The organism is Paenibacillus sp. FSL R7-269, assembly GCF_000517865.1.
GTDB lineage: Bacteria > Bacillota > Bacilli > Paenibacillales > Paenibacillaceae > Paenibacillus_AQ.
On record NZ_ASPS01000080.1, the window covers coordinates 35097 to 57857 of the forward strand.

The window sequence follows — 22761 nt, forward strand, 5'->3', positions numbered from 1 at the left end:
CGGAAGAGGTCTATAGTCTGGCGGTGTTTTTTTACTACCTCGCGATTGGGCTTGCTTTTTTACCCATCTTATAAATTCCAATCCAGGCTAACAATAATACGATTTGAGCCAGAACGACCAGCCACAAGACTTCTGTGTACCCACCTATAAGGCAAAATATCGTATTAACCAAGGGGAATCCTAAGAAAGTGAACATGATCGGAAAATCTTTTTTGGGAGTGATTGAATAATTAGCCTTCCGGTCCCAGAACTTTAGGAAAGCTAATGCTAAAACTCCAATTGTAATGACAGAAAGTACAATCAAATTAACCCATTGCATATTAGAGGTTCTTTCGAAGAACGGCCCCATATAGTTAAAGAAGTTAGATAAAGGTGAGAACATACAAGCCAATGACGCAAGGGCCGCCAGAAACGGATAGATGTAACCCACGTTTTTACTGTAGCCTTTCTTTTTATGCCACCATTCACCAATTAGGATAAAGACGGTCCAATACCCCGCTATATAAATCCATCCTGTAAAATTCATCACAGGCTCCCCATAGATCTGAGGTTCACCGGCCAGTGGATAATAAGTCCATCTTGCAATGCTTCCTTCCATGGTCTGAAATACTTGTTTAACGGCCACCGGGTCGAGTGAAAAGTCAAACACCATAGCGCTTAATCCCGTAATAAAGGGTTTCGTCCAGGACGGTATATTTACAGACTTCAGAACACGCAAGGTTGAATAAATGATCAGAAACTCAATAATAGGTACAGTAATCGGTATATTAAATAGCATCAAAATACTGCGCCCATAGGCGTAGAACCCTTCCCCAAGCGATGAAGCCGTAATTTCAAAAACAGCGGCGTAAAAAAACACAAAACCGATAAATTGCAGTAGAACGGTTTTGGGATGTGTTTCCTTATCAAGGATATAAAAAACCATTAGAATAGCAGCAATTAAGACGGTAACATCTTGAATTATCCATACAGGGACTACTGTTATATCACCCATATTGTTCCTCCAATTAATTTAATTTGAATCGAACGTTCAAATAAATTATAATATCACCGTGTTAGTAAAACAACAGACTGTTCGTTTGAATTCTGTTAGTTATTATACAAATCATTTTAAATTTGTTCATTTACTATTTAATTATTTTAACTCAGGAGGATACGATGTCAGACAAAAAAACAGATCACAGAGTGAGATATACAAAAATGGTGATTAAAGAAAGCTTGTTGAAGCTGCTGACAGAACGGTCAATCAATAAAGTTACAGTGACCGACATTTGCAGCGAAGCAAATATTAACCGCAACACCTTTTATTCACACTATGCGAATCAGTTCGAGCTTCTTTCTACGATCGAAAATGATCTTTACGAAGAAATTAAGCAACTCGGGATGAGTTCTGCAAGCCCTCAAAAGCTGTCTTATGAATTATGTAAGTATATAAAAGCGAATAAAACGATATGTGAGGTTCTGTTCTCCGAAAATGGCGATAAAGAATTATTGGAAAGAGTCCTTTATATCAGCCACGATTTAACCATTGAGCGCTGGAAGCAGGAATTGAAATATTTCGATCCGCAATTATTTGAGTCCTGGTATACGTTTACCGCTCATGGCAGTATCGCCATTATTAAAAAGTGGGTGAGCAGTGGTCTGAAGGAAAGCCCGGGTAAGGTTGCAGCTTTTATTGATAAAGCAACCGAGGCAGTATCCAAAGCATTTTATTCCGAAGAATTATAATTTAATAAAATAAAGCGGTCCCTCTTTTTGAAGGCCGCTTCTCTGCTCTTTTTCCAATCATTTCATTCCTTATTCATTACTCATTCCGATTGCTCTGATTGCTCTGATTGCTCCTTTACCTTTTGTATAAGTGCGGTCTCTTGAGCGGAAAGCTCCTTTAAAGTCATATAAATCGGCTCTACAGGTATCATCACAGCACAGCTTGCGCTGAGTCCTAACATCATATTGAGGTAAAATTGGATTTTCTTTTTCTCGCGGGCAATTTGCTCTAATTCTGAGAGACCCGAGTTTTTTTCTTCATTACCTGATGCTTCCTTCCGGTTCGAATTAAATATCTTCATTTCCATTAAACTTCCCCTCGGAGTATTCTTCGGCGCGCGCCAACAAATCACTCATGAATTTCCCAATCGTCTGTATCTCAGCTTCTGAATAAGATTCAATAAACTGGTAAAAGCTGTCTTCTTTCGCTTGATGCATCTTTTGGTGCAGTTGATAAACCTGTCTTCCCTTATCCGTTAAGCTAAAATAAATCTCCTTCCGGTTGTTATTTAGTTGATTTTTCATAATGAAGCCTGTTTCCAACAGCTTGGAACTAATACTTGTAATGCTTGCTTTGGACAGATTCATTCTTTTGGTAATTCCGGTATGATTGATCGGCTCATGATCACCAATGCAATCAATAACATGCACACTGGTAATATTATTGGACAGCATATCGATCTGAAGCTTTTTGGCTTGCTCACGAAACAGATTAATTTCATGTTCTGTATATAATTCATTCAAATGCAGCATTCTGATATATTGCTCATAAAGGTGACCTTTAGAATGATTTTGAAATTCCACTTGCCGGTTCTCTCCTCTCTTGTACTTCATGCAGACCATGGTCAGAGGCAGCAATCCATTGCTTTTCTTTTTGTTCACCACTGAACAAAATTATATTAACACGACTGATATTGAGAATCAATATCATTTTCATCTTTTCAAGCCGAATACTATCTGCTATAATTCAACCAAAGTACCAAACATCCTACGTTTGCAAAGGAATGATATTATTGTTAGCTCAGACTCAACGTTTAACCTTGGTGGAACAGGTGGCCTACCAGATCCAAGAGAAGATCGAAAGCAGCGAATGGCAAGTAGGGACGCGTATTCCTCCAGAGCCGGAGCTAATGGAGCAGCTTCAAGTCAGCCGTAATACCTTAAGGGAAGCGATTCGGGCTCTAACCTATGCAGGTCTGCTCAAGACCAGGCAAGGCGATGGAACTTATGTCTGCTCCTCCAGTGTTTTGGGGTCAGTGATTAGAAAAGTGATTCAGCATACGGATAAGCTTGAGAGCCTGGAGGTCCGCTATGCACTGGAAAGAGAAGCTGCTGCCCTGGCTGCGCTCAGGAGAGGCGAGGAAGACCTGGCTGCACTACGGACATGCCTGGACCAGTGCAGACAAGCTGCCGTCCAGCAAGATCTTGAAGCTTATGCCCACTGGGATGTGGAGTTTCACAAAATGGTGATAGCCGCTTCACACAACCAATTGATGGCGAATTTGTACAATCATATTTCCGAGGCGCTGCAGAACATGATTATAGAAATGAAGGATTTGAAAAATGTGGATTTTTATCTTGACTCTCATGCCCTGCTCTATCAAGCTATTGCCAATCAGGATGGTCATCAAGCGGAAGAGGCTGTCCGTTCATACATTGAAAAGACCCGTACACAGGAGGAACACATATGAGTTCACCAGAACAATTGTTTAACAAACAGGATGGAATATCCAGAACCGGCATACGCAAGCAAGCGACTGTCTGGTTCATGATTATAGGAATTATTTTTATCGCAGCGAATTTGCGTGCCCCCCTCACATCAGTGGGACCCTTGGTCAGCCTTATTCGGGACAACGTGAATATTTCAAATACATTAGCAGGCCTGATTACCACAGTACCACTAATTGCATTTGCCTTGTTATCACCTTTTGTACCCAAATTAGGACATAAATATGGTATAGAACGAATTATCCTGATTTCTCTTATTTTTTTAGTCATCGGTATTGCTGTCCGGTCGTTATCCGGAGCAGCGACTTTATATGTTGGAACTGCAATTCTGGGATTTGCTATTACTATATGTAATGTATTACTTCCCAGCCTGATTAAACGGGAATTTCCGCAGCAAATGGGGATTATGACAGGCGTTTATTCGGTTTCCATGAATCTATGCGGGGCAATTGCTTCCGGTATTAGTATTCCCTTAGCTGTAGGAGCAGGCATGAACTGGCAAGGTGCCCTGGGAGTATGGGGAATACTTAGCTTCATCTCCATTCTCTTTTGGATACCGCTGCTCAAGACTCCAACGAAACCCGCCATTATTAGTAACAGCACAGGTAACAACCATCAGGTTAAAATATGGCGCTCCCCATTAGCTTGGCAGGTGACTCTGTTTATGGGAATACAATCAGCCGTTTTCTATGTGCTGGTAGCCTGGCTGCCTGAAATCCTAAAAGAGCAAGGCATCAGTTCAAGTCAATCCGGCTGGTTTCTCTCGGTTATGATTATGGCTTCCCTCCCCTTTGCATTTATCGTTCCAGTTATGGCAGGGCGTATGGCTAACCAGCGGTCCTTAGTGGTTATTACAACAATCCTACTTTTGATCGGGACACTTGGGCTTCTCTATAGCAGTATCCAACTGCTTCTGTTGTGGGTGATTATTCTTGGCATTGGAGCGGGCTTTGCCTTTGGCTTGTCTATGATGTTTTTCGGCTTGCGCACTCAAAGTGCCCATCAGGCGGCGGAATTATCCGGCATGGCCCAATCCATCGGATATCTGCTGGCAGCCACCGGCCCGGCGCTGATTGGATACCTGCATGATGCCACTCATAGTTGGAATGCTCCACTCCTGATCTTGGTTGGCGCTTCTGCCCTACTCGGTATCATTGGTCTAGGTGCAGCGAGAAATCAATTTGTGGGTTCGGCGAAGTAAGTTTATGATGTAAGCACTCAATTACCAAGCAACCGACAATCACTTAGATCTTAGACATTGCGAATATAAAAAGAACTGTCTCTGTGTTGTAAGATACACAGAGACAGTTCTTTTTTACCGGCGTTGATTACCCATATTAAAGGAACCAAAATACCTAGATGATCTTTCGCCTGAGCAGATTAAATGGAACGGGCCACCAGATGGACCCGCATTACAGCAAAGGGGGGTGCGGACTTTTCATCTTGAAACATATTGCTCTTTGTCTACACCTGCGCATATCCTGATGTATATATACTTTGCTGTTCAGGTGTTACAGAAACATATTGACTATTAAAAAGATCATGATAGACCCCTTTTCTAGCCAACAGCTCATGATGACTGCCTTGTTCAATAACCGTTCCCTTATCAATCACCAGGATCATGTCAGCATTCCGGATTGTAGATAATCTGTGGGCGATGACAAAGCTGGTCCTTCCCTTCATCAAAGTATTCATTGCTTTCTGTACATAAATCTCTGTACGGGTGTCCACGCTACTGGTCGCCTCATCCATGATTAGAATGGGCGGGCGGGTAAGAAAAGCCCGGGCGATGGTCAACAGTTGCTTCTGCCCCTGGGATAAATTCGAGGCTGCTTCATTAATCACAGTATCATAGCCATCCGGTAAGGTCCTGATAAAATGATCTGCGTGAGCTGCCTCCGCCGCTTGGACTACTTCGGCTAACGTACAATCCGGGCGGCCATACGCGATATTGTCCCTGATTGTTCCATAAAATAACCAGATATCCTGAAGAACCACGCCGAACATCCTTCGTAAATCAGCCTTCTGCATATCTCTGATGTCCACGCCATCAATCCGGATTTCTCCATGTTCCATTTCATAGAACCGCATCAGCAGATTGATTAACGTAGTTTTTCCGGCTCCGGTTGGACCTACAATCGCAACAGTGCTCCCCGGTTCCACCTGAAAATCAACATGCCGCAACAGTGTCTCTCCCTCATCATATGCAAAACTGACATCGCGGCAGCTAACCCGCCCCTGGGGGTTCTCAAGTGCAACTGCCTGTGAAGCATCCAGGTCTTCCCACTCTTCCGGAGCATCCAATACCTCAAAAATCCGTTCAGCGGATGCTACCGCAGACTGAAAACTATTCATAATATTGGAAATTTGATTGATGGGGCGGGAGAATTGCTTAGAGTACTGAATGAACGCTTGAATATCCCCTATCTTGATTCTTCCATCAACAACAAAAATCCCGCCTAGAACGCACACTACAATATATCCGATATTATTGATGAAATCCATTAATGGCATCATGAAGCCGGTAATAAACTGCGACTTCACACCTGCTTCACATAGTCTGCCATCGAACTTCATGAACTTCTCTTCTGCTTCTTGTTCCAGACCGTAAGCCTGTACAACAGTTAGACCTGAATACACTTCCTCAATATGTCCGCTAAGCCCGCCCGCCGCTCTGCGCTGTGCGATAAAATAAGGCTGTGACCGTCCCGCCAGGAACTTGATTGACAAGATACTTAAGGGAATTGTTATTATTGTTATTATTGTTAATATAGGACTGATTAAGAGCATCATCGTCAGCACACCCGCGATGAGAAGGACAGCGGATATCAGTTGAGTAAGATTCTGCTGCAGGGCGATACCTATGGTATCAGCATCACTAATTACCCGGTTTAACAATTCGCCGTGGGGATGTGAATCAAAAAATTTCAGGGGCAAGCTGGCCAGCTTCCGGTTCAAATCTTCTCTTAATTGAAAAATAACTTTTTGTGAGATTTTCACCATAACATGCTGCTGCAGATAAGAGAAGGCAGCACTAATCAGATAGATGATCAGCAGAATGAACAGAATATTTCCGAATGCAGCAAAATTAATGGTGGTCCCGGAGGAACCCTCCAGTCTCCCGTATATCCCTTCTGCCAGAATATTGATGCCATCCCCCATTATTTTAGGGCTAAGTATACTGAATAGTGTACTGGCTACAGTCATGAGGCATACTGTTAGTACCTGCCATTTAAAGCGCTCCAGATATCGCAGTATTCTTTTGAGAGTAACTCTATAGCTTTTGACCTTTTCCTTGGGATGACCTATGGAGCCTACTGGATTTAGGCCTCTCATGGATTTATTCATTAATGAGGTTTTATCCTCCTTGCTCATGCTGATTCCTCCCCCGGAAGCTGTGAGGAGACAATTTCCTTATAAGTCACACAGGTATTAAGCAGCTCTGTATGTGTCCCCATGCCAACAATACAGCCCTGATCCATAACAAGAATGATATCTGCATCAATCACTGTACTTACTCTCTGGGCAACAACGATTACTGTGGCTGCCAAGGTTTCATTCTTAAGTGCAGTCCTCAAATGAAGGTCTGTAGTGAAATCAAGCGCGGAGAAGCTGTCATCCAGTATATAAATATCCGGTCTGCGGACCAGCGCGCGGGCTATGGCAAGCCGCTGCTTCTGGCCGCCGGACAGATTCGTCCCGCCCTGCGTTATTTCTGCATCATAGCCGCCTTCCATACTTAGGATAAATTCGTGAGCCTGTGCCTTCTCCGCAGCCTTCCGGATCTCCTCCCGGCTTGCCGCCCTATTGCCGACACTAATATTATCAGCAACTGTACCCCTGAAGAGAACATTCTCTTGCGGAACCACGCCTAATCTGGCTCTAAGGATCTGTAATGGCATCTCCTTGATATCTGTACCATCCAATAGAATACTTCCCTCCTGTACATCGTAAAAGCGGGGGATGAGATTTATTAAGGTAGATTTCCCGGAGCCGGTACCTCCAATAATAGCCACGGTCTTGCCCGGTTCCGCCCGGAAGGAAACATTCAGTATAGCTGGCCGCTCTGCCCCCGGGTAGCTAAAGCTGACGTTCCGGAATTCAATGCTGCCTGCGCCGTGTTCATCATTGCGGCGCTGACGTTTATCCATAATGTCCGGACTAATGGCAAGAACCTCCTGAATTCGTTCTGCCGAAGCTTTAGCTCTTGGCATTGCTGAGAACATCATTGATACAAACACAATGCAGATAATGATCTGCATCATGTATTGGACGTAGGCCATTAAATCCCCAATTTGCATACTCCCGCTGCCGGTAAACAGCCCTCCGTACCAGAGAGCTGCCAAAGTAGCTACATTCATAATCAACATCATCAGTGGCATAACCAGCGCTATCGTCAGGTTAGCTTTTATAGATATTACCGTCAGATCTTTGCCCGCTGCATGAATTTTTTCGGTCTGTCCCTCCATCTGATGAAATGCGCGGATCACCCTGACCCCCTTCAGGTTCTCCCGGACAATCATGTTTAACCGGTCTAGCTTATCCTGCATGGTCTTAAAAAAACGCATACTGTTCTTCCCGATCACAACCGTACATAGTCCGAGAATAGGCAGGACTGCCAGAAAAATCAGAGAAAGCTTTGCGTTTTTGGAAACGGCCATAAGGATGCTTCCGATCAAAATCATCGGAACAATGATCATCCGCAGCATTGCTGTGAAGATCTGCTGAAACTGCGTAATATCATTAGTTGTACGGTTAACAAGGGAAGCTGTCCCCATACGATCCAGCTCGCTCAGCGAAAAGCTTCGTACTTTGGCAAACACAGCCTTACGCAGAGAACTCCCGTACCCTACAGTAACCTTCGCAGAGATGTAACTGGTCAAAGCAATAACCACTGCATTGAATAGAGCAACCAGGATCATATACTCCCCGATTTCCAGAATATAGTGGACATCTTTTTTTAAGATTCCCTTATTCACTATCTCTGACATCAAGGTTGGCAAGTAGACCTCTGCCATAGCCTGACAACAAGCTAATATGAAAATCAAACCGAGATAGACCCGATAAGGCTTCAAAAATCTTAACAATTTGGCCAACTTCCAGACCTCCCGCTATACAGACTTTGGCTTACCGGACTGCACATTCAATTATTGAATATTTACTTGGGGTTTGTCTGACGCTCAAGATATCCAGACCGGCTTCGTTAGCCAGCTTACCCAGTTCATCCAGAGTACGGACACTTCCGCCTTCGGAGCAGACCAGAAATAATAGATCACGGAACGCCTCTTCGGGAGACATCCCCTCTTTGTCCGGAAGATTCTCAATAATAATCAGCCTTGTTCCGCTTGTCATAACCTTACGGATATTTGCAAGAATACTGACGACATGCTCGTCATCCCAGTCATTCAGCACCTTGCTGATCATATACAGACTGCCGCCGGAAGGGATCTGCTCAAACATGCTGCCTGAAACAAATGCACAACGTTCTCCGGTATCTGCCATACCGGCATTCATTCTGGCTCTTTCTATCGTGTCAGGAAGATCGAATAGGACCCCTTTGGATTCTGGAGCCGATTGCAGCACTCCTGAAATCAGCTGGCCCAGCCCTCCAGCCACGTCTACGATGACATCATATTGATCGAACGGGTACGAAGCCAGCAAGGCCGGAAGACTCATTCTGGAGTAGATTTCCATAGCCTTGTCCATGGTTTGCAAATAATCATCTTTCATCTCATGATTTCCATACCATTGCTCCCCGAAGACCTTCTCAAATGCAGGTCTGCCTGTTTGGATGCTGTACTTCATCTCAGCCATTGACTGTACTACAGTCTCATGGAGCAGATATTTCACAAGCGGCTCAAGAGACCTTGGTTTCCCGGTGAGAAGGGTGGCTCCATACTCCGTAACTTGATAGCTCCCGTCTTCGTCATGAGTCACCAGGCTTACTGACTGCAATGCCTTTAACAGCCTGGACAAGGCCGGAGCATTTAGAGAAAGAGATTCAGCTATAGCATTCACTGTCTTTTTCCCGTTGTTAATTGCATCGAACACACCTAGTTCCACTGCAGTTTTGACGGCAAGAGAAAAACCTACGCCGGAGACAATCTGCATAACTGCAGCCTGTGGAAAGATTTTGTTCACGGGCTGTTCACTTTTAATTGTATTAGTCATTGTAAAGACCTCCATTTGTTGTGATTAGCGGTTTGGCAGCTGCTTTTTGCAGATACACCATGTATTGCTGCAGCAGAGCATGTACAGTCTCCCGGGTGTATTGCTGATGATTATATTCGATGCCCACAGTCAATTGGTTCATTTTTATAAAGCTGATGAATTTAAGTTTATAATTCCAGACCTCTTCTCCGCTCCGCTCCTCCCCACCAGTTATAGGCGATATCCTGAAGATGTCTGTATTAAACTCCGCATCAAATTGTCCCATATAGTTAAATGACAGTTCAGGATTCAAGCGGAATTGCAGCCCTTCCTGAGGACTGCTCAGATATTTCAAGACCCCATGCCCTCCTCCTTGCTTAGGAATTCCTCCCAGGTACTCTCTGACATACTCCAGACATGAACCAATATTTCTGTCCTCCGGAAGTTGCAGGGCCACAGGGTAGAGGGTTGAGAACCGGCCTACAGTTCTGAGAATATCAATATCTTTACTGTTCAAATCACGGCCATGATTGCCCAAGTTCACCACAACCTCCAGATTACCTGTCCAATCACAGATCGTCATGGCCAGAGCTGTCAGCATGACACTTTCTGTTGTGAACTTCCGGTTGCCCCGGATGGATGACATGATTTGTTCCGTTTCTGTGAAATCGAAGGCTTGGTATAAGGTGAAATTATCTTTTACTCTGGCTTCATCTGTTTCATAATCGGTAGGCAGCGGTGTAACCTCTACACTCTCTACCTGATTCCAATATGGCTTCTCACAGAGCAAGTCTGTACTGTGCGCATACTCATGCAGCTGATTGGACCACTGCAGAAATGATGCTGTTTTAGGAGGCAGCCTGATATCCTCCTGATTTATTAATTGTCTGTAGACTGTATCCAAGTCTTCCAGAACAATTCTCCAAGACAGGTGGTCGATGATCATCTGGTGAACAACAATTAACAGATGTTCACCGTCTTTGGCTTTAATTAAGGCCAGCTTGACCAATGGCCCTTTCTCCAAATCCATACTGGCCTGTACTTGGTTCACTGCAGCCTTTGCATCCTCAATGGAGGAATGCGATTCTGCAAGATCTATCCGATAGAAATCAAACAATTCTTCCTCGGACCCCCGGTTGTACTGCAGCTTGTGACGGTTATGATCTTTGAATACCATCCTGAGGGCATCATGGTGCTTGATGAGCTCAGTAAAACTCTTCTTGATATACTCTTCGCCGAAGCCGGCCTCCCTATAGAGCACAAAAGAAAGATTTCTATGATGCAGAGTATCTTTACAGTGTTCAATCATCCAGCTTTGGATAGGCACTAGTGCGGCTTCCCCAGTTACTGCTCCGTATTCGGCAGGATCCGCCCGGTCCTGTACCTTTTTGGAAACCTCACTAATGGTCTGATACTGAAAGAGATATTTCGCTTCAAGCCTCAAATTGTACTTTTCCATCCTGGCTGCAGCCTGGATGGCCTTGATGGAATCACCACCTGACCCAAAAAAATTATCATTGATTCCAATCCGCCGAAGTTCCAGCACCTCGGACCAGACTGTGCATAATATCTCTTCAACATAATTTCTCGGGGCGGCATATCCCTCAGCATAATCTCTTGTTTCCTGCAGATCCGGCAGCCGGGAGGTATCGACCTTGCCGTTGACAGTCACCGGAATCTGATCTATGGGTATAATCGCTTGAGGGATCATATAATCAGGCAGGTAATCCTTAAGATATTGGTTAAGCTCCGGCAGAATCTGCCCATCCCTGCACACAACATATGCACAAAGATAGGGTTCCTCCCGCTGGTCCTTTTTAACTGCAACAACTGCCTGCTGTACTCCATCACAGGAAAGCAATCTATGCCTGATCTCATCCAGTTCAATACGGAATCCCCTGATTTTCACTTGATCGTCGGCTCTTCCAGCGAAATAGATTTGCCCGTCCTCCATCCATCTTCCTATATCTCCAGTTTTGTACATGTACCTTCCTGGCGTACAGAAATCTTCAACAAAACGGATGTCCGTTAACTCCTTATTATTACTGTATCCTCTTCCAACCCCTTGGCCGCCGATGTAGAGCTCTCCAAGGACTCCTGTTGGCACAAGCCTCTTTTGCTCATCAAGGATATAGACTGAACAGTTTTTGATAGGAGAACCAATCGGCAGGGTCTGTAGTTCTCTCAATTCCTCTGGCTTAATTGTGAAGGCCGTGGCATCCACACAACATTCGGTGGGGCCATAAACATTCGTTATATAAGGACGGCTGTAACCGCCATAATTGTTGTAGAACCGCTCTACCTCTGTTAAGGACAGCGCCTCACCGCCGATAATGAAATGCGAAACCCCCATCCGTCCGCACAGAGACGTCTCTGACAGCAGACGTATATACGCCGGGGTCCCATCCGATATATCAATGTTATGCTGCTTGTAATATTCCGTTAGCTGAATGATATCCTGGCGTACCCCTCCGGGTACAATATTCAGATGATGCCCTTGAAGAAGCGCTGAAAAGATCTGCTTCACGGATGCATCAAATGCAAAGGGGGCAAGCAGAGCCACATTAAGGTGCGGACCATGCAGACTGTAAACTTTCTCATGAAGTGCATCTACAAGGTTTGTTACGCTTCTGTGCTCGATCATCACTCCCTTAGGTTGTCCGGTAGAGCCAGAGGTGTAAATTACATAAGCCAGGCTATCAGGAGATGCTTGTATTTCAAGATTTCCATTCTCCCCGGAGCAGACTTCCACTTCTTCAAGACATACTTCCTTAATTCCATGCTCCAGCTCCTTCCGGTGAACTTTATCGGTAAGGACAATACAGGCCCCGCTATCCTCCAGCATAAATCGTTTTCTGTCGGGGGGATAAGCAGGCTCAATGGGCAAGTAAGCCCCGCCAGCCTTCAATATCCCCATAATCCCTACTGCAAAATTTGTACTGCGTTCTGCGATAATACCTACTACTCTATCCTTACACACTCCGTTTCCGATAAGCACTCTGGCCAGTTGGTTAGCCCGTTCATTCAACTCACGGTAATTTAATGAGCCGTCAATCCCGGATACAGCCAATTGGTCCGGAACCCTTGCTGCTTGCCCCTCGAATTCTTCAGTTAACGTCTTGGCATTGTACGGGGCTGACATTCCTGACTGGCTATAACTTCTTATGCTCCGCAGCTCGTCCCCGTCCAGCATATCAATCTCACCAATAAGAATATTCTCCAGCGAAACAACATGCTCCAGAATCTGCAGGAACCGTGTGGCAAACCTTGCAATGGTACCGGGCTTGAATAATTTGGCAGCATAAGTGAATTCAAATTTAAGCTCGTCCCGGCCCGGAAAGGCCTGCAGCACAAGATCAAATTTAGCTGTTTTATTCTCAAAGGGATACGGCGCATATTTCATACCATTGACTTCAATGGCCGGGTTATCCATCACTTGAAGAACAAACATGACATTGAACAAGGCTGTTCCGTTTAGATTTCTACCCATATTCAATTGATCTACCAATTCCTCAAACGGATAATCCTGATGCTCGTATGCCTGCAGCGCCTTCTCCTTAACCCCGGCAAGGAAGTCTCTGAATGCCATTTGAGCAGATGGACGGTTCCTGAGAGCAAGTGTATTGACAAACATTCCTATCAACTGCTCCAGCTCCTTGTGCTTCCGGCCGGCAATAGGAGAACCCACAATGATATCCTCTTGACCCGTATGCTTGAACAGGAATACATTGAAGGCTGCCAGCAAAGTCATAAACAGGGTAGTCTTTTCCTTGGAGCAATATTTACTTAACCGTTGCGTCAGATCCCTGCTTGCCTTAAAAGTTAACCGCTCCCCCTGCACTCCCTGCTCGCTGTCTCTGGGATAATCATACGGCAAATTAAGTGTGGGAATTTCACCGGAAAAGGTATTTATCCAATACTTCTTTTGCTTATTCATGTAGTCTGTCTTAAATAATTCATTCTGCCATTTTGCAAAATCTTTATATTGAACATTCAATTCCGGCAGCGGGTTATTCTCATACAAATAGATGATCTCTTTCTGCAGCAGCGGAATCGAAGCCCCGTCAGCAATGATATGCTGTACATCAAGCATCAAGAGATGCTTGCCTTTGTGAAGTTCAACCAACCCCGCCCGGACCAGGGGAGCCTGGCTTAGATCAAACGGACGGATAAATGCTCTGGTGATTGCATTCAATTCCGTTTCGTCTTCTGCACGATATTTTTCAATCGCCAGATGAACATGATCCTCTACTACCTGGACAAGCTGCTTATCCGCGAAGCTAAAAGAAGTTCTCAATACTTCATGCCGCTGGATAAGCAAATCAAGTGAGCGTTCGAGGCGCTCTTGATCCAGTTCACCTTCAATCATTATAAAATGCGGAATATTATACGAGGTGCTCAAGGTGTTCAGCTGGTTCAGAATGTAGATTCTCTTCTGGGAGGAAGACACCTCGTAGTATTGTGCTTCCGGGATACGTGGTATTTCCGGATTCCCGCGCGTATCTTTATTGCTCTCAGCACGGCAATCGATATAGGACGCCAGTCTTTGTATATTGGAGTGCTCGAATAAATCCGGCACCTGCAAACTGAGATCCAGAATTGTATTAAGAGTATTTACAATTTCTATGGCAATAATTGAATCTCCGCCGATCTCATAGAAGTCTGCCGTTATAGACATCGGGTTCATTCCCAGGGCTGCTCCCCAAATCTGGCCGAGACTGATCTCCGTTTCAGAATATTGGCTGCTGGCTCTGCCTTCAAGCTGTATGCTTGCCGCTGCAGCCTCAAGGCTATTTTGCCATGTGATTGGATGCACACTTGGTTCTGCTGCTCTTCTACTTTCCATACTGATCCAGTGTCTTTCCTTCAGGAACGGGTAGAGCGGAACACTGGTTTTTTTCCTCTGTTCTCCTTCATATAAGCTCTCCCAGTCCACCTCTCCCCCTTTTTCATACAGGCTGCAGATCTCATTCAATATACTCATTTCTGTTTTGCCGCCTCTTGTGTAAGCCTCAACCTTTTGCCGGGCGGTATTTTTCAATTCACGTTCCTCCGCAGGAGAGAGCCTTCTGGGATTCAGGAAATGGAGGCTATCACTCAGTTTGTTCAATTCCCTTTTCAATTCAGCCTTGTCCTTAACCTTCAGGCATATCCTATACTCACAATGCTTCCTTCCGGTATTTGCTGTGTAACAAAGGCTGGACAGATCGAATAGATCCTTATCCAGAAAGTGAATATAATTTTCAATTAATTTCTCGAGTGATTTTGTATTCTTGGCAGACAGTGTCAGTACCTCAACCGGTTGACCAGGCTGGGCATCTGCCGCTTGCCCCGGTGCTTCCTCCAGCACAACATGGCAATTGGTTCCGCTGAATCCAAAAGAACTGACACCGGCTCTTCTTGGCCCCGCCCCGCTCTCCCACACAGCTGCCCGATCACTCACATATACAGGAGAATTGCTGAAATGAATCAGCGGATTGGGCTCATGGAAATTAATGCTGGGGGGAATTACTCCCTCCTTAATCGCCAGAATTGCTTTAATCAAGGAAGCAATTCCTGAGGCTGCCACGGTATGGCCAATATTGGGTTTTACTGAACCGATGCCGCAGAACTGCTTTTTAGTTGTATATTTTTTAAAAGCATTGGTTATTCCTTTGATCTCTATAGGATCTCCCAGAATGGTTCCGGTACCATGAGTTTCAATATATCCTATGGTTTCCGGGTCTATTTTGGCATTCTCCCAGGCTCTGACAATCAGTCCCGTTTGAGCTTCCGCATTCGGAGCTGTTATTCCATTGGAGGCCCCGTCATTGTTAATGGCACTCCCCTTGATTACTGCGTAAATCTGATCCCCATCCTCCACAGCCCGGTCTAGAGGCTTTAAAACGAGTGCAGAGATCCCTTCTCCCCACATAGTGCCTCCCGCATTTTTATCAAAAATACTGATCTGGCCATTGCCTGCTTCAATTTCATTCATCATCCCCGTTTGCTGCGGCAGGAGAAACAGATTGACCCCGCCGGCAATGGCCATACTGCACTCTTCATTCTTCAGCGCGTTACAGGCAAGATGAACGGACACCAGCCCTGAAGAACAGGCCGTATCAACAACAAGACTCGGGCCTTTGAGATTGAAGATATAAGAGGTTCTGCTTGCAAGAATCCCGGGGTAGGTGCCTGTCATTGCAATCATATCCGCATCCTTGATGAAAGAGGCATAGGAGATCTTCAGTTCCCCGCTGTGGTCATGACCTACGTACATGCCTGTATTAGACCCGTATATTTTGGGGCCGGCATACCCCGCATCCTCAATAGCATGATACACTGTCTCCAGGAACAGACGCTGCTTCGGGTCCATAAGCATCGCTTCCCGGGGTGATATTCTAAAAAAACCCGCATCAAACTTATCAATCTCCTCTATGAACCCTGCCTGGAAGTAGGCTTCCTTCCCGGCATCGTTCATCAGCGGGTCCAGATCCGCCTTTCTGCCATGGGGCAGATCTCTGATGCACTTCATCGAATTCAAAATATTGCTCCAATACTCCTGTGTGTTATCTGCATCAGAGAATTTGCAGGCCATCCCGATCACAGCAATGTCATTGCTGCCCTTCTTCTCTTTTTGGGTTAACAGCTTCAATACCTTCAGCGCAATCTCGCTGTCCATGCTTTGAGCTTTAACCTGCTCCAGGATATATTTTTTGATGATAGAGGCATCATCCACGGTTGCTCACCCCAAGGGAAGACTCTCCAATCGTCGTAGAGAACGGCTGTCCATTTTCCTTACAAAGAACCTGCACCAAATTCCGCGCCTGCAGCACCACACTCGGCAATCCTCCGCCTACCTGCGTCCAATGCCCAACCATATAAAAATTCGCCAGTCCGGGCAAAGACCGTTTCAGCTTCTTCTCCTGCACAATGTTATCCATATGCTTCTCCCATCCCATCCAACTGCCATTCCGGTTACTTGTATATCTGGTAATGGTACACGGTGTTGAAACATCCACTACTTCAATATGCTCTTTTATGTTTCCGAGCCGTTCTTCCAGCAGCCCGATAATCTCATCAGCTACGGCTTTCTTTTGCTCATCATAATGGTGCGGATTCGTTTCCTTCAGATGTTCCCAATACCCCATGGGAGTCTTCGCATAGACTACGACGCTCGTTTTGCCCTTTGGCGCGAAGTCCGGGTGTTTATTGAATATTTTCACGAATATATTATCCGTCTTGGCATCACCATTTGCATTCAGCGGCTTGTCCAGCTCCAGGCTCATATAGTGCGGCATATCATCAAATGTCCGTGATATCCCCAGCCCTACATAGATCTGCGCAGTTTTGGTACTGAAATTCTCATAGCAATATCTCAGATCATCGTCTGCGTATTTCCCCTCCAGCATTTCAAAAATAGTGCTGAAGCCGTCAGCGGCCGAAATCACCTGATCTGCGGGGTAGATTCTCCCGTTATCCAATTCAACACCTGTTGCCGCACCCTCATCAACAATGATCCGTGAAACTCTGGAATGATATTGAATTTTCCCTCCAAGCTCCAGATATCTTTGCTCAATGATTTTAGAGAGGTGCAAAGAACTTTCTACCGGATAACCTGATGCCTTAGCATGAACCCAGCCCATAGTAGCCATGAAATAAGCAACGGCCGTATCCGCATTAAACCAGAATATTTTGCGGTAATTCGTTCGTACAAATTCACTTTTGAATTGCTGGGCAAAGTCCTTAATCGTCACACCGCCCCACTTCTTCATTACTTCCATATACTCGCCAGCTTTGGCTTTGAAGGCTTGAAAGTCAGTAAGATCGAACAACTCAGGCGCTTTATCAATTCTCAAATCAACGTTTGAGATTATTTTGATTGCATCGGTCAGGGTCTTTATTATTGCTGCATCTTCGGGTGCGATTCTAAGAAATTCCTGCTCCAGCTTATCTGCATCAGCATACAACGTAAATTGTGTCCCGTCCTTGAAATTAACTACAGCAAATTCCTCATCATTAACAAACGTCATGTTCTGGATCACATTCAATTCACTCCAGAATTTGTGAAAGGTATTGTTGGGGCCTGAGCCTACCAGCCAGCTTAGACAGCCGTCAAAAAAATACCCCTTCCTTGTCCACCCGGTGCACAATCCGCCCGGCAGCGCTCCTGCCTCCATAATCAGGGTGTCATACCCGTTCATCTGTAAGTAACATCCCGCAGCAAGTCCGGCGATTCCCGCTCCAATAATGATAGTTTTCTGATTGTCCATTGTTTCTCCCTCTTTCGGCAAATTATTAGAAATCCGTTTTTCAGCTTTCCAGAATTTTCAGGCCATCCATAATATCTATCGTTCCTTTTTGCAGGTTCTCAATTAAATCTTTCAGTTCCTGGTCCGCTGGTTCGGCAGCAGGCTCTGCTTTCCCCCTCGCGGGCATATTGTTTTTCCGGGTTTCCCGGTCAATATATTCGGCCAGCTCTACCACTGATGAATAGGTGAAAATGTCAGAGATATCAACGACATCAGGATACTGTGTGTCGATCAGCTTCAGTAATTGAGTCGCCATTATTGAGTCTCCTCCCATAGCATTGAAGCTTTCATACAGATCAAGTTCGTGTCTGTCAAGAATTGAAGAATACATCTGTGCAATATTCTTCTCGGTTTCAGAGTAGTCAGCGCCTTTTCCTTTGAGAACAACGTCCCCTGCCGCCTTTCTTTCGGCGCCTTCTGCAGCTGCTATTCCGGCTGTCCCCACATCCCTCAGCTGGTCTCTGACCGCTGCTGATAAAGCAAACGGCAATTGGTCTTGAGCGGCAGCCAGCACCGGACAGTTCAGTCGGCCCGGAATCGCTTGGGCGATATCTCCTGCTGCCATTCTGTCCATAAGCTTCAGTGCTTCTTTTACCGGTAACATGTGAAATACAGATAAATCGCCGTTAATTCCATAATCGGCTGCAATTCCCACCTCGCCCCACGCCGGCCAATTGACGGATGTTGTACGCGCATCTCTTTTATTACGTGAATAGGAGAAGGAATCCAGGTAAGCATTGGCAGCAGTATAATCCCCTTGCCCGGAGCCTCCAAAGACCGCATTAATGGATGAGAAGAGCATAAAGAAGTCCAGATTTTCCTCTTTTGTTGCCTGATCCAACACCCATGTACCGGTTATTTTGGGGCTGACTACCTCTTTAAATACGGCCTCGGGCTTTCTGAAGATAAAACCGTCGCCTGCCACACCTGCACAGTGGAAAATGCCCTGGATACTGCCGTATTTCATTTTTAGCTCCTGAACCACTTCATTGACCTGATCCGGGTCGGTAATGTCACAACTGTAGCAATATACACCTGAACCTGATTCTTTTATCTCATTTATCGTTTTGAGCTTGCTGGACAGCTTATGTTCAGGATTCTCCTGAATCATTTGCTCCCACAGCTCTGCTTCCGGCAGCTTCGAACGGTTAATCAAGGCAATATGGACGGAGCTCTTCCCGGCCAGATATTTGGCAATTTCTAATCCTATACCACCTGTACCGCCTGTAATGATATAGACCCCGTTCTCCTTAATCTCCAGTTCTTTCTCTTCCTGATTCTCTGGCTTATACAGATCCAGTTCAGAGGTGTATCGCTTCCCGTTTCTGAAGGCAACCTGATACTTGGGTTCAATCCGCTGAATCTCTCCAATGATCTGCTCTGCCGGAGTCTCGTTATCTACATCAACCGCTCTGCAATGAATGTTCTTGGACTCTTGAGTAAGTACAGAACCCAGACCGAATAATGCCGCCCCCAGGGCATTGATCTTCTTCTCTTGTCCTGTCACTTCCGTAGCATGATCAGAGAGCAAGACTACATCAATATTCTCTTTAATCTTGTTGCTGCTGATGCTTTTGGCTAAATAGAACAAGCTGTACAAACTCCGGTTCTGCTGGTCCTCCAATTCCTTATAAGTAGCCGCCTCACCCGCGATCGAGGACAAATGAAGAATTTGCCTGATATTACGGCCCTTGAGCTCATTCATCAGATTAATGTAATCATTCTCCGTCCCACGGATAATGTAATGATTAGAGGTGAGCCTTTGAAAGACTTCTCCGAATTCAATCTGAATCGTATTCATAGGTTCATGCTGCAATTTCCCGGCAAGCTTCTCATATACTCCTTGCTTATCTTTAAATACCAGCAATGCTCCTTCACAGTCTCTGCGGCCTTGATCTGCAGGTTCATCCGGTATCCAATTTAAATGATAGAAGCTGCTGTCCAGCTGTTCATTGTCTTTAAAAAGGGTCATCAACCGATTGACCTTTTTAAGTACATAGTCCTTAATTTCCATAAAAATCTTGCCTTGCATATCTATTAATTGAAGATCGCATGTCTTAGTTTCCTTGTTACCTGATTTTTTGTGTACATAAGCGTAGAAATGCTGCGGCATCGCAGAATAAATTTTAATATTTTTATAGGAGAGCGGGAGAAACGTACTATCATCATCGTCCTCTCCAATAAATACATTTGCCGCATTATCCAGCAGGGAGGGATGAATAATCAACTCCTTCAGATCTCCCTTAAAGGCTTCCGACAATTCCAGCTCTACTAATTGTTCATTATTATCCATAAGGATTTCTTTAAAATTCAGCCAACGCGGACCAAAAGAGAACACTTTACTGTTTAAGCTGGAGCCTTCATATTTAACTTTAATGCGTTCCTTTTTGCTGTCATTCCAGGCAGTGTTCAGATCGAACGTTAAGGGCTGTGCATCCGGAGAAGTTCCGCTGAAAAGATAGGCTTTTCCTTCCGCATGAGTAGTCCATTTCCCCTGGTCTGCACTGGCAATAATGAAGCGGGCATGGTCCTTTTCCTTCTTTACAATGGTATGTACCAGCTTGTCTTCTGTTGGCCCTACCGAGAACGGTGTAAAAAAGAAGATATCTCTTAATTCAAGAAAATCCGTGCCGTACAGTTGCGAACATGCCTTTCTTCCCATCTCCAGATAGGTCGTTCCGGGAATCACGCTTACCCCCATAATTTTGTGGTCACTGAGCACCCAATGCGAGTTCACGCTGAATGTTGTAGCATAGATGGTTTCATCCAGAGAATCTGCCATACAGTGGTCGATCAGAGGATGGCTGATACTTTTGGCCGCTGACTCCATTCCGGATCTTCTATCTTTCACTTCACCCCAATACATCACTCTATCGAATTGATATGTGGGTAACGATACGATTCTTCTTTTACCGTCCCGGTACATCAAGTTCCAGTCAATTTTCGCCCCTTTTACATATAACTTGCAGATCTCTGCCAGATTCAGAATCAGATAGTCGCTTCGGTCTTGGATAACCTCTTCCATAAGATGACTAGCTTGGCTACTCAGCTCCCTATGTTCTGAAAGTGTAATTTCTCCTTGATCCCTGATAGGCTTCCGGTCAGATCCGATTTTATGGAAATCATAGAATACACCCTTACCTGAAAGATCACTTAATCTGCTGGAGGACAGCGTGCTGATTTTTTGTTTAAGTTCTTCATAGCTGTGCACAATCAAGGCTAGCCGGTAGGCGTAATGGCCTCTTCCAGTTGTAGCCGTATAACAAATGTTATTCAGGCTGGTTTCCGACCCCTGTCTGAAGAATTCCTCATACCGGTTAATCAGTTGGAGTAAGGATGCCTCTGACTTCGCGGATACTGCAAATATTTCATACCCGGGAACTGCAGCCTCCCCATGCTGCTCTTGATCCGGGGCTTCTTCTACAACAACGTGGGCATTCGTCCCCACAAAACCAAACGAATTAATTCCTGCTCTTCTAGGCTGAACCCCTTTGGGCCAAGGCAACGGCTTCTCCGTAACAAACATCGGTGACTTAATGAAATTAATTAGCGGATTAGGCTCTTTGAAATGAATACTTGAAGGAATTACATGATGCTTCATGGATAAGACTACCTTGATTAGAGACGCCAGACCTGATACAGCCACTGTATGGCCAATATTTGCTTTAACCGATCCTATACCGCAGAACTGGACTTTATCGGTATGTTTAGCAAAGGCATTGCTAAGCCCTTTAATCTCTATGGGGTCGCCCAGCTTGGTTCCGGTTCCATGGGCTTCAATATATTGAATGGTCTCAGGGTCAATCCGGGCATCCTCCCAAGCCTTCAGGAGAACCTCCTCCTGGGCTACCGCATTAGGTGCAGTCAGTCCGTTGGAAGCCCCGTCATTGTTCACTGCACTTCCCTTAATAACAGCGTAGATATGATCTCCATCCTGCTGAGCTTTGGTTAAAGGCTTGAGAATCACCGCGGCCACACCGTCACTGAAAAAAGTGCCGTCTGCATGTTTATCAAAGGTCTTCACCCGGTCATCCTGGGATTCCATCATAGATTTGCGGGCTGCACGGAATCGCGGGAAGATGCCCAAAGAGATCGCACTGACAATAGCCATCTCACATTCTTTGTTCTTCAGAGCTTTGCAGGCCAAGTGTACACCCAGTAATCCGGAACTGCATGCAGAGTCCAGCACCATAGAATTCCCTTTCAAATTTAACAGGTAATTAATCCGTCCTGCCATTAATCCCGGCCAGTTTCCTGTCATGCTTGTGGATTCATCTTCGGTGACATAGCGATATAAAGTATCATTCACATGATCCTTACCGACATACAGTGAGGTGCGGCTGCCATATATTTTATCTCCGGCATAACCGGCATCTTCTATAGCGGTCCAGACGCTCTCCAGCAACACTCTATGGGACGGATCCATCGTTTTAGCTTCTTTGGGGGAGATGTTAAACAACTCGGCATCAAACTTATCGACATCTTCCAGATACCCGCCCAGATTACAATCCTCTGCTTCTTCCTCTGTAAAAAACCTCCCTCCCATAAATTCCGCATAAGCTCTATTATTTACAATAGGTTTGATATGCTCGAGCATTCTTTTTGGAAATTCAACCTTACAATCTAACTCTTCCATCAGATTATTCCAGTACTCATCGGTGTTACTTGCCTTAGGCAGCCTGCACGAAATACCTATAATTGCGATATCTTCCCTCTGTACTCCTTCACTTTTCAGTTCCTTAAGCATCTGTTTTGCTTCTTCTTGTGTTAGCTTATGCTGCTTGACCTGCTCAAAGATATAGGTTTGAACCACACTCATTAGCTG

The 22761-nt window shown here is 45.2% G+C and carries 12 protein-coding genes; 3 read left to right on the top strand and 9 right to left on the bottom strand.

The features are described 5' to 3' along the window. Nucleotides 1-34 precede the first annotated feature (34 nt). Nucleotides 35-994 (bottom strand): carotenoid biosynthesis protein, encoded by a 960-nt coding sequence (locus tag C162_RS28625; RefSeq protein ID WP_036700408.1) that lies wholly within the window; start codon nt 992-994, stop codon nt 35-37. A gap of 164 nt (nt 995-1158) precedes the next feature. On the opposite strand from C162_RS28625, the gene C162_RS28630 reads away from it, so the two are divergent. Beyond that, nucleotides 1159-1728, top strand: coding sequence for a TetR/AcrR family transcriptional regulator (locus C162_RS28630; RefSeq protein WP_200869242.1), 570 nt, complete (start codon nt 1159-1161; stop codon nt 1726-1728). Nucleotides 1729-1808: 80 nt separating this feature from the next. Here the strand turns inward: C162_RS28630 and C162_RS28635 are convergent, their stop codons facing one another. Together C162_RS28635 and C162_RS28640 are read right to left on the bottom strand one after the other, a co-directional pair. Continuing rightward, nucleotides 1809-2075, bottom strand: a complete 267-nt coding sequence (locus C162_RS28635; protein WP_235218556.1) for a hypothetical protein — start codon at nt 2073-2075, stop codon at nt 1809-1811. Beyond that, a complete protein-coding gene (locus tag C162_RS28640) occupies nt 2056-2571 on the bottom strand; it encodes a MarR family transcriptional regulator (RefSeq protein WP_036700409.1) in 516 nt (171 codons plus the stop codon). The genes C162_RS28635 and C162_RS28640 overlap by 20 nt, the downstream gene beginning before the upstream one ends. 209 nt (nt 2572-2780) lie before the next feature. Between C162_RS28640 and C162_RS28645 the strand changes: the two genes are divergently transcribed. Both C162_RS28645 and C162_RS28650 read left to right on the top strand, forming a co-directional pair. Then, nucleotides 2781-3458, top strand: coding sequence for a FadR/GntR family transcriptional regulator (locus C162_RS28645; protein ID WP_036700411.1), 678 nt, complete (start codon nt 2781-2783; stop codon nt 3456-3458). Beyond that, nucleotides 3455-4696 (top strand): CynX/NimT family MFS transporter, encoded by a 1242-nt coding sequence (locus C162_RS28650; RefSeq protein WP_036700414.1) that lies wholly within the window; start codon nt 3455-3457, stop codon nt 4694-4696. The genes C162_RS28645 and C162_RS28650 overlap by 4 nt, the downstream gene beginning before the upstream one ends. Before the next feature lie 263 nt (nt 4697-4959). On the opposite strand, the gene C162_RS28655 is transcribed toward C162_RS28650, so the two are convergent. Genes C162_RS28655 through C162_RS28680 form a run of 6 tightly spaced genes read right to left on the bottom strand, consistent with a single transcriptional unit; the run spans nt 4960 to nt 22755 of the window. Next, nucleotides 4960-6870, bottom strand: coding sequence for an ABC transporter ATP-binding protein (locus C162_RS28655; RefSeq protein WP_051494004.1), 1911 nt, complete (start codon nt 6868-6870; stop codon nt 4960-4962). Beyond that, the gene (locus tag C162_RS28660) at nt 6867-8591 is read right to left on the bottom strand and encodes an ABC transporter ATP-binding protein (protein ID WP_036700417.1); all 1725 of its coding nucleotides are present in this window, start codon (nt 8589-8591) and stop codon (nt 6867-6869) included. Before C162_RS28660 ends, C162_RS28655 begins: the two co-directional genes overlap by 4 nt. A 31-nt stretch (nt 8592-8622) precedes the next feature. After that, nucleotides 8623-9666: a methyltransferase gene (locus C162_RS28665; RefSeq protein WP_036700419.1), complete on the bottom strand. Its 1044-nt coding sequence runs from the start codon at nt 9664-9666 to the stop codon at nt 8623-8625. Then, a complete protein-coding gene (locus C162_RS28670) occupies nt 9659-16363 on the bottom strand; it encodes a non-ribosomal peptide synthetase (protein ID WP_051494005.1) in 6705 nt (2234 codons plus the stop codon). Before C162_RS28670 ends, C162_RS28665 begins: the two co-directional genes overlap by 8 nt. Beyond that, complete coding sequence (locus tag C162_RS28675; protein ID WP_051494006.1) at nt 16356-17897, bottom strand: phytoene desaturase family protein; 1542 nt, start codon at nt 17895-17897, stop codon at nt 16356-16358. Before C162_RS28675 ends, C162_RS28670 begins: the two co-directional genes overlap by 8 nt. A gap of 40 nt (nt 17898-17937) precedes the next feature. Next, entirely contained in the window at nt 17938-22755 is a 4818-nt protein-coding gene (locus C162_RS28680; protein WP_036700421.1) for a type I polyketide synthase, read from the bottom strand. Nucleotides 22756-22761: the final 6 nt, after the last annotated feature.

What these genes read in the sequence shown, in the direction of transcription:
- C162_RS28635 (WP_235218556.1), bottom strand. Translation starts at nt 2,075, where the DNA reads ATGGAAATGAAGATATTTAATTCGAACCGGAAGGAAGCATCAGGTAAT.
- C162_RS28625 (WP_036700408.1), bottom strand. Translation starts at nt 994, where the DNA reads ATGGGTGATATAACAGTAGTCCCTGTATGGATAATTCAAGATGTTACC.
- C162_RS28650 (WP_036700414.1), top strand. Translation starts at nt 3,455, where the DNA reads ATGAGTTCACCAGAACAATTGTTTAACAAACAGGATGGAATATCCAGA.
- C162_RS28630 (WP_200869242.1), top strand. Translation starts at nt 1,159, where the DNA reads ATGTCAGACAAAAAAACAGATCACAGAGTGAGATATACAAAAATGGTG.
- C162_RS28665 (WP_036700419.1), bottom strand. Translation starts at nt 9,666, where the DNA reads ATGACTAATACAATTAAAAGTGAACAGCCCGTGAACAAAATCTTTCCA.
- C162_RS28655 (WP_051494004.1), bottom strand. Translation starts at nt 6,870, where the DNA reads ATGAGCAAGGAGGATAAAACCTCATTAATGAATAAATCCATGAGAGGC.
- C162_RS28680 (WP_036700421.1), bottom strand. Translation starts at nt 22,755, where the DNA reads ATGAGTGTGGTTCAAACCTATATCTTTGAGCAGGTCAAGCAGCATAAG.
- C162_RS28675 (WP_051494006.1), bottom strand. Translation starts at nt 17,897, where the DNA reads ATGGACAATCAGAAAACTATCATTATTGGAGCGGGAATCGCCGGACTT.